At 57.9% G+C, this 7,520-nt stretch carries 4 protein-coding genes; 1 reads left to right on the forward strand and 3 read right to left on the reverse strand.

The window, feature by feature from the left end; all coding sequences use genetic code 11:
- Nucleotides 1-475 precede the first annotated feature (475 nt).
- Nucleotides 476-1,996 (forward strand): O-antigen ligase family protein, encoded by a 1,521-nt coding sequence (locus tag JNN07_11170; GenBank protein MBL9168292.1) that lies wholly within the window; start codon nt 476-478, stop codon nt 1,994-1,996.
- A 215-nt stretch (nt 1,997-2,211) separates the two neighbouring features.
- Here JNN07_11170 and JNN07_11175 read toward each other — a convergent pair whose 3' ends face one another.
- From JNN07_11175 to JNN07_11185, 3 genes are all read right to left on the reverse strand, one after another.
- Nucleotides 2,212-4,413, reverse strand: a complete 2,202-nt coding sequence (locus JNN07_11175) for a polysaccharide biosynthesis tyrosine autokinase (GenBank protein MBL9168293.1) — start codon at nt 4,411-4,413, stop codon at nt 2,212-2,214.
- A gap of 405 nt (nt 4,414-4,818) precedes the next feature.
- Nucleotides 4,819-5,613 (reverse strand): polysaccharide export protein, encoded by a 795-nt coding sequence (locus tag JNN07_11180; GenBank protein MBL9168294.1) that lies wholly within the window; start codon nt 5,611-5,613, stop codon nt 4,819-4,821.
- Nucleotides 5,614-5,807: 194 nt separating this feature from the next.
- Complete coding sequence (locus JNN07_11185; GenBank protein ID MBL9168295.1) at nt 5,808-7,094, reverse strand: outer membrane beta-barrel protein; 1,287 nt, start codon at nt 7,092-7,094, stop codon at nt 5,808-5,810.
- Between the last annotated feature and the right edge of the window lie 426 nt (nt 7,095-7,520).

The raw sequence follows: 7,520 nt of genomic DNA on the forward strand, positions 1-7,520 counted from the left end.
GCAATGAACAATTCGCTATGTTCTATCCGTCGCCCTTGCACTTTCCACCTCGCGGTTCAACCCTCGGTCTCCCTCCGGAAAGCCTAGTGGCGTTGGTGCTCGCAAAGGTCGGCGGGGAGCAGAGGGAGCAGGGGATTGCACATTGTTCATTGCTCATTTCACATTGCACATTGGGGAAGGGAAATGGGCCGACACGGCCCCTATCAATTGTAGCGTCGTCCGCCTGCCCCAGCCCCGAGCGCAGCGGGCCTCATTTCTCGGCAATGACAAATGAGCAATGAGCAATTCGCAATGTGCAATCCGTCGCCCTTTCCGTCTCCTTCCCCTTCCCACATCGCGTCCTTTGCGTCCTTTGCGGTTCAACCCTCGGTCTCCGCTTCGCCTCTGTGACCTCAGCGGCCTTTGTGTGAGGACCGCGGGATTCCCTTCTCAAGCATTGCAGCGAGTCAATGAATCGTGCACGATGATCGTGCGCATGCTGACTACCAGCACCACAGCTCATCCTTCTTCGACCCGGTCCCAGGGCGGCGGACGCTCCCGGCTAGCCAGCTTTCCCGCCTATCGCTGGACCGACAAGGCTACGGAGTATCTGATCCTGTTCATGGTGGTGTTTAGCCCCTGGGCCTTTGGCACGACCGAGAACTGGTCCATCTGGACCATGAACGCCGCAGGCTATCTCCTGGGATTGCTGCTGTTGAACAAGCTGCTCTGCCGTCGCGTCCTCACCGGGCAATGGAGCCTGGGAGAAACCTCACGCCGGAGCCGCTGGTTGACCCGGACGTTGGCGTTGATCTCGGGGTCCATCCTGGTCTACTGCCTGCTGTCGATTTGGAATCCTCGGGCGAGCTGGGATCCCGCCGCGAACACCTTCGATTTCTTCCCGTCCTACCTTCCCTGGCTGCCTCACACCTACCATCTCGAACGGAGCGTCGGCGCCTTCTTCGACTACTCCGCCCTGTGCTGCACCTTCTGGGCGGCTTATGACTGGCTCATGGGGGGAACCGCACAGCCGCCCAGGGAAGATGAAGAACACGACGCCTCGTTGCCGTACCTGACTCCTCCGTCACGACGACTGGCGACCCTGCTCTGGGTCTTGTCCGTGAACGGAGCGCTGCTCGCGTGTCAGGGCCTGATCCAGCGCGCCGACGGCGGAGCCAAGCTGCTGTGGATCGCGGAAGGCGCGATCAACCGGCAAGCCACGTCTCAATTCGGCCCTTATGCCTACCGCTCCAACGCGGCTCAGTATTTCAACTTGCTCTGGCCGGTGGTGCTGGGTTTCTGGTGGTGGCTTGAGCGCGTGGCTCAGCAGCGCGATCCGGATGCGCGGCGGGCGCCGCATCGCATACTGCTGCCCATTGCGGCGTTGATTGCAGTCTGTCCTTTGGTGGCGCTCAGTCGGGCGGGAGCGATCGTAACCGTGATCACGGCCGCCGCCGCATCGTTGCTGCTCGTGATGCAGGCAGAGCGCCGCCAGCGGAAACGCACCCTCGCCATCGTGGGAGCGTGCGTCGTATTGATTGGGACCGGAGCGGTGGCGATGGATGGAGGAGCGTTGATGAAACGCTTCCAGACCGCCTCAGCGGATTTGGTGGTGGGACGAGAGAAGACCTATGAGTTGGCCGCGAAGATGGCGACCGATTATCCGGTGTTTGGCACCGGACCGGGAAGTTTTGAAGCCGTGTTCCAGCTCTATCGGAACACGTTGGAAGACTACTGGCCCGCGCAGCTGCACAACGACTGGATGGAAACCCGGATCACGTTTGGATGGGTCGGATCTGCGCTCATTGCGGCCGCGTTTGCCTTGGTTTTGCTTCGCTGGCCACTGATTCAGCACGGCAAGCCGGCGCCGCGACTCTTCACGGCCATGATCTGGATCGCGATGGTCGGCTGTCTGATCCACGCCCGCGTGGATTTTCCGTTCCAGATTTATTCGATCCTGATGCTTTTTCTACTCCAGTGCGCGGTGCTGTTCACGCTGGCCAAGGAGGAAAGGTGATTGGAAGGGACCGGATTGCACATTGTTCATTGCTCATTTCACATTGCACTTTGGGGGAAGGGAAAGCAGGTGGCACGCCCTGCGGGGTGCCGTGGTTTGGGAACGAGTTTCCGGGGATCTACGATCGCCCGGCTAATGTTTGTGAACCCTACGGGTTCCGGAGATCCCAAATGGAAAATGAGCAATGTGCAATCCCATGCTCCCCCCGCCCCACCTCATCCGCGGTGCACTTTGGGCAGATCGACGACCTTGCGTCCCTTGGTCTTGTTCTTGTTGTCGTCCTCCCGCTGGCCGTAGGAGTAATCGTAGTAGTTGTAGTAGTATCCACCCCCGCGCGGCCGACGCAGGCAGTTCAACACAATCCCCGCCACGGGTGCCCCCGCGTTCCGCAGCGTCTGCAAAGCCCGCGCCGAGGCTTTGCGCGGGGTCTTTCCCGCGCGCACCGTCAAACAGACCGTTTGAACGCCTTCGAGCACCAGCAAGGTATCGCTCACGGCCTGAATCGGAGCTGAGTCGATGACAATCCGATCATATTTTTCCAAGGCTTCTTCCAGTAACTTGGACATTCGCCCCTGGGCCAGCAGCTCAGCCGGGTTAGGTGTGGAGCTTCCCACCCCGATGATAAAGAAATCGTGGAACTCGGTGGTCTGAATGATCTCCTCAAGCGGCCGGCGGCCGGTCAGATAGTCCGCCACACCTGGATGGGTCGTGCGCTTGCCATACAATGATCGTTCCACATTGGGACGCCGGAGATCACAATCAATCAGCAGCGTGCGCAGGCCCTGTTGCGCCAAAGACATGGCGAAGTTGAGCGAAGTGAACGTCTTTCCCTCTTGAGGCATGGCGCTGGTGAACAGAAAGACGCGCCGGTCCTCAACCCTCCCCAACATCGACAAGGAGGCGCGCAGGGTGCGGAACGCTTCCGCGTTCTGGGAGGTGGAGTCCTCGGAGACGATGACTTGGTGCGCTGCTTGCTCCAAGTCCTTAATTTTGGGGATAGTGGCCAACACCGGAATACCCAACGCCTCTTCCGCCTGTTCGATGCTCTTACAAGTGTTATCCAGAGAATTAATACCGAGCGCGAGCCCAATACCTGAGAGCAGACCAAGGATCAAACCCAATACAAGGATCTTCATTCTTTGAGGACGTATGGGCTTCGTTGGTGGAAGCGCAGATTCAACCACGCGCACCTTGTAGCTGGCCAACTCCTTGGTGAGAGACGTTTCTTTCAGCCGACTCAATACAGCGTCATACATTGCACGATCCGATTCAACCTCGCGGCTAAGCACGCTGTACTGGATGGCCTTCTGGTTCAGTTCTAGCGCCGTTTTCTCCTGTTCCTGAAGCGCTTGTTCCAGTGCTATTTCTCCCGTCCTGCTGCTTTCAAACGTGGTCGCCATGCCCTGCTGAGCACGGAGGACCGCCGTCGCCAAGGCATCTCGCATCTCCGCCAACTGGCTCGCCATTTGCAAGTATTTCGGATGCTCTGGCCGATAACGTAACTTTAGGGTTGAGAAGTCCGCCTCCACTTTGGCGAGATTGAGCTGAAGGCCCATCACGGTGGGATCGGCAGCGATGGTAGGGATTGCCTGCAATTCTACGATGTTGGTGCCAAGCAGCCGTGCCTTGGCAAACTCGGATTCTTGCTTGATCCGGGTTGCCTTGGCTTCAGTTAGCCGCTGGCTCAGTTCCTTGAGCTTCGGAGTAACAATGTTCTGCCTTTCCTCCAAAGAGATCGATTTGGACTCACTTAAATAGTTCTGAAGAGCGACTTCTGAGTCGTGAAGCTTGGTCTTCATTCGTTCCGCCTCTCGCATCAGATTCTCACTGGCCAAGGTAGACGCCGCGTTGTCTTGCTCGAATCCATAGCGGATAAAGGACTCTACCAAGGAGTTAGCGATTTGCGCGGTTAGTTCCGGGTTCTGGTGCTCTACGATCACGTCGATGAGCCGAGTTCCCGGCCTCAAAGCCACCCGAACCACCCGATCTAGCTTGTGAGCCAGTTCTGAAGCGGTAGGTAACGCTGTGCCGTCGACCCGCTCTTCCGCCGGAGTGAAGCGAGGATCAGCGGCCAAGTGATTTGTCACAGCAACTCGTTCGAGCAAGATCCGGGTCTTAATGGTTTGGAGGATCGTCCGCATGGTTTCCATGCTCTGCAGATCTTCCTGCACCACTTTCTCAAACTTCAGAATCTTTTGTTCCCGCTGCTCAACCTGAAGAGTTGCCGTGGCGGCAAATATTCGGGGAGCGCGGTTTAGGTAAGCCACTGTAACCAGCAGCGCCACGACAAAGACACTAGCGACGATCCAGGCCCGCTCAAGGATCACATGGAACACATAACGCGCGTCCATCTGACCTGAGCCAGTATTCTCGACCGCTGGTCGATCCGGTGGGTAACCGTTGTTTGGGGAGGTCATTGGGAAATGGAAGAGGGGTTAGGGGAGACCGCCGATTGCACATTGTTCATTGCACATTGTTCATTGCACATTGCTCATTGTTCATTTGAGGAATGCGCCCGCTGCGCTCGGGGAATCGTCCGGCATGGACGACGCTACACTTGTAGTGTGGGCCGTGCCGGCGCAAGCGGCGGGGAAGGAGAGAAAGGCTGTCGGTAGATGCCCGCTGCGCTCCGCATGACGGGGAATCGTCCGACACGGACGACGCTACAGTGTCGTATGGGCCGTGTCGGCCCATTCGGAGATGTAAAATGTGAAATGAGCGGTTCACAATGTTCAATCCCCGGCACCTCAAGCGACCATTCGCAGCTTCAGGCACCTGACACCTGAGACCTAACACCTGACACCTCTTTTGGAATAGTTTCATCAGAAGAGCCTCGCTCCCACGGTGATGGTGTCGTCCGGTAGAACCTCAAACGGTCCCCCATTCGGACTTCTAGATGTGGATTCGGCATCGACCCGAATCGTTTTGAGCGATCCTTTCTCAATACGCTGAACGGTGACTCGAGATGGCGCTGCAAGTCGAGTGTAGCCACCCGCCATGCCGATAGCCTTCAGCAAACTCATTTTTTCCTCACCTGAATACTCATAAATTCCCGTTCGCTGCACTTGTCCAAGCACGGTGAACTTCCGCTTGGCATATTCGGTCACGCTCAGACTCACCTGCGGGTTGACGATAAAACGCCGATCCAACTCCGAGCGAATCTTCTCACGCGCCTGCTCTAAAGTGAGACCGGACACCGAGACGGTTCCTAAGAGAGGTAAACTGACGGTCCCATCGACGCCAACCCTGGGTTTGGATTCCAAATCTTCCTCCTGGTATACCTTCATCAGGAGGACATCGTTCGCAGAGATAACATAATGATCGGTGGGGCGAGGACCCGGAGAAACAGGGCCTGGAGCGGGCGCAGACGTTGACGAGGAGACCGAGGGCGTCGCTGGCACCGGGGTAGGAGTTGGGCCGGGCGCAGCCGGCGGGACTACCGAGGCCAGGGCGGCCTTTTCCGTGGGCACGCTGGCACCCTGTACCGGCGCTCGTGGCAGCGGTTTGCGGTAATCCTTGGGCTCAGAAGCGGAGGCCGCGTAGGCGTCCATCGGCTGGACGAGAGCAGCCAGAGCCAAGACCAGAAAGACGGGAACCAAGCCCCTACCGAAGGCCACCGCCGCCCGTGCTAATGCTCGGGGTTCAGCGGACCGAGGTTGCCCTTTCCGCCTGAAGGCGGAACTCCATACTGGGATGGGGACCCCGAACCGCCTAAAGGCGGAACTCCGTGCGAGAAGAGCTCCGGACTCGGCATTATCGTGCGCTTGTTCAGGTTGCATGATGAGTTGTGGTGTCTTGCTTCCTTTTTCCTTTAATACGCCCAGGCCAGCGAGATTCCTGTCTGGTTGTTGGCATACTCAAAGAGAGGATCCGCTGATGAATTCTCTCGGTATTGATAATACAAACCTAATGACCATCGTAAAGCCAGCTCAAAACCAATGCCGACCCGTAGAGCAAGATAATCGTCGCGGCGGGTGGTTGGGTTCCCTCCCCCTGTCGATCGATACCCGAGGTGGTGGTAATCGACCGCGGAATAGACGGCAAGCCGCTCCATGGGTTGATAGGACAGGGTAAGGGTAGCGCTCGTATCCGCGTAATTCTGCCGAGTATAGAGCGCAGAGCTTTGGTTGCGTCGCCCCCCAGAAAGCCGGACTTGGAACTGAGGGCTCAAAGCATAGGCAAGCCCCATGTCAAAAACCGGCGTTCGAGTGTGCGGCAATCCGTCTCCTAACTTACGGAATTCTGCTCCCCCGGAAGCATCTAGGAAGACTTTTTCGGTAACGGCGTAGGCAACCCGAACCCTGACTTGAGTATACGATTGGGAGGACGCGCTGGAGGGGTCCAACACCCCGCCACCGCCGCCGATTCCAAGGGTGAGTGTGGGACTATAGGTATAATTGGCGTATCCCATTCCACGCCATTCCCGACTACCGATGCCCGTTTGGTAATCATGGATGGCCTGATAGCCATCTAATTGGAGAGATGTCCGCTCGGTCAGCGAGTAGCTAGCACCCAGCTCGGTGATATATTGCTGACGCCGAGTGCGAGTGCCGAAATCGATGGTGGCATCTGACAGCGATTGGAGGTCTTGGAACAGATGGAGCTTCAAGCGTTCCAAGGGCAGCACTCCATTGATCCGAGCGGCATGATCGACCGCATTTTGATCGCTGTTCTTGCTGAAATAACGCAGCGCCGCCCCATAGTCTATGGTGAGACCCTTGCTGGTGGTGAGCAATCCCCGATTGGCCACGCCGCTCTTCTGATCTTCCGCACCCAAGGATGCCCCGCGAATGCTGGTCGAATTTCCTAGAGAGTTACCGGACTCTCCGGCGAGGAGGGTGAAACCGGGTGAGAACGTCCAGATGAAATCATCCGCGGGATTGGTCGGCCGCAGGGTAATGTTATCATCGTAGCCCGCCGTGGCGCTGGCGCGAGGGTAGAACCCGAAATGCTCGTTGCCGAGCAGCGGAGTGACCTCGTCAGTTCGCGGAGGGTGAAGCGGAAGGTAGTTCGTGGTCGGCTCAGCGGCGGTTGAGCTGAGTTGTGTCCCAAGCGAGAGCAGCAAAAAGGCGACCGACCGTCGAGAGTTCCTGCCCATCCCCGTACGGATTCTCGCATGGAGTTCCACCTTTAGGTGGTTCGGCACCCCCGTCCCCGTACGGAGTCCCGCCTTGAGGCGGTTCAGGGTCACTTCTTCTACTTCGTGAGCGTTCGGGTAAATCGTAGGAATGCGGAGGGGACCGCCTAAAGGCGGGACTCCGTGCGGGGAGAGGAAGGCTGCGCCGCCTGAAGGCGGAACTCCATGCGGAACTCCGTGCGGGAATCCTGTCCGAGTAAATCCCAGAGCCTAGTCACCTCGTCTCCTACCGGCGGGTGAGGGCTGGTACAAATTGAGACTCATGGGTGGATGGTAGAATCGGACGCCAGGTGCGACACCTGGCGTCCGATGAGAAACGGAAGCCTCGTGACCTCGTCTCCTACAGAGTTAGGTCGGGATCAGGGATTGACGACGCGGAAGTACTTT

The organism is Verrucomicrobiales bacterium, assembly GCA_016793885.1.
GTDB lineage: Bacteria > Verrucomicrobiota > Verrucomicrobiia > Limisphaerales > UBA11320 > UBA11320.

Excerpts from the sequence above, each read along its gene's own strand:
- JNN07_11170 (MBL9168292.1), top strand. The coding sequence starts at position 476 with ATGCTGACTACCAGCACCACAGCTCATCCTTCTTCGACCCGGTCCCAG.
- JNN07_11175 (MBL9168293.1), bottom strand. The coding sequence starts at position 4,413 with ATGACCTCCCCAAACAACGGTTACCCACCGGATCGACCAGCGGTCGAG.
- JNN07_11185 (MBL9168295.1), bottom strand. The coding sequence starts at position 7,094 with ATGGGCAGGAACTCTCGACGGTCGGTCGCCTTTTTGCTGCTCTCGCTT.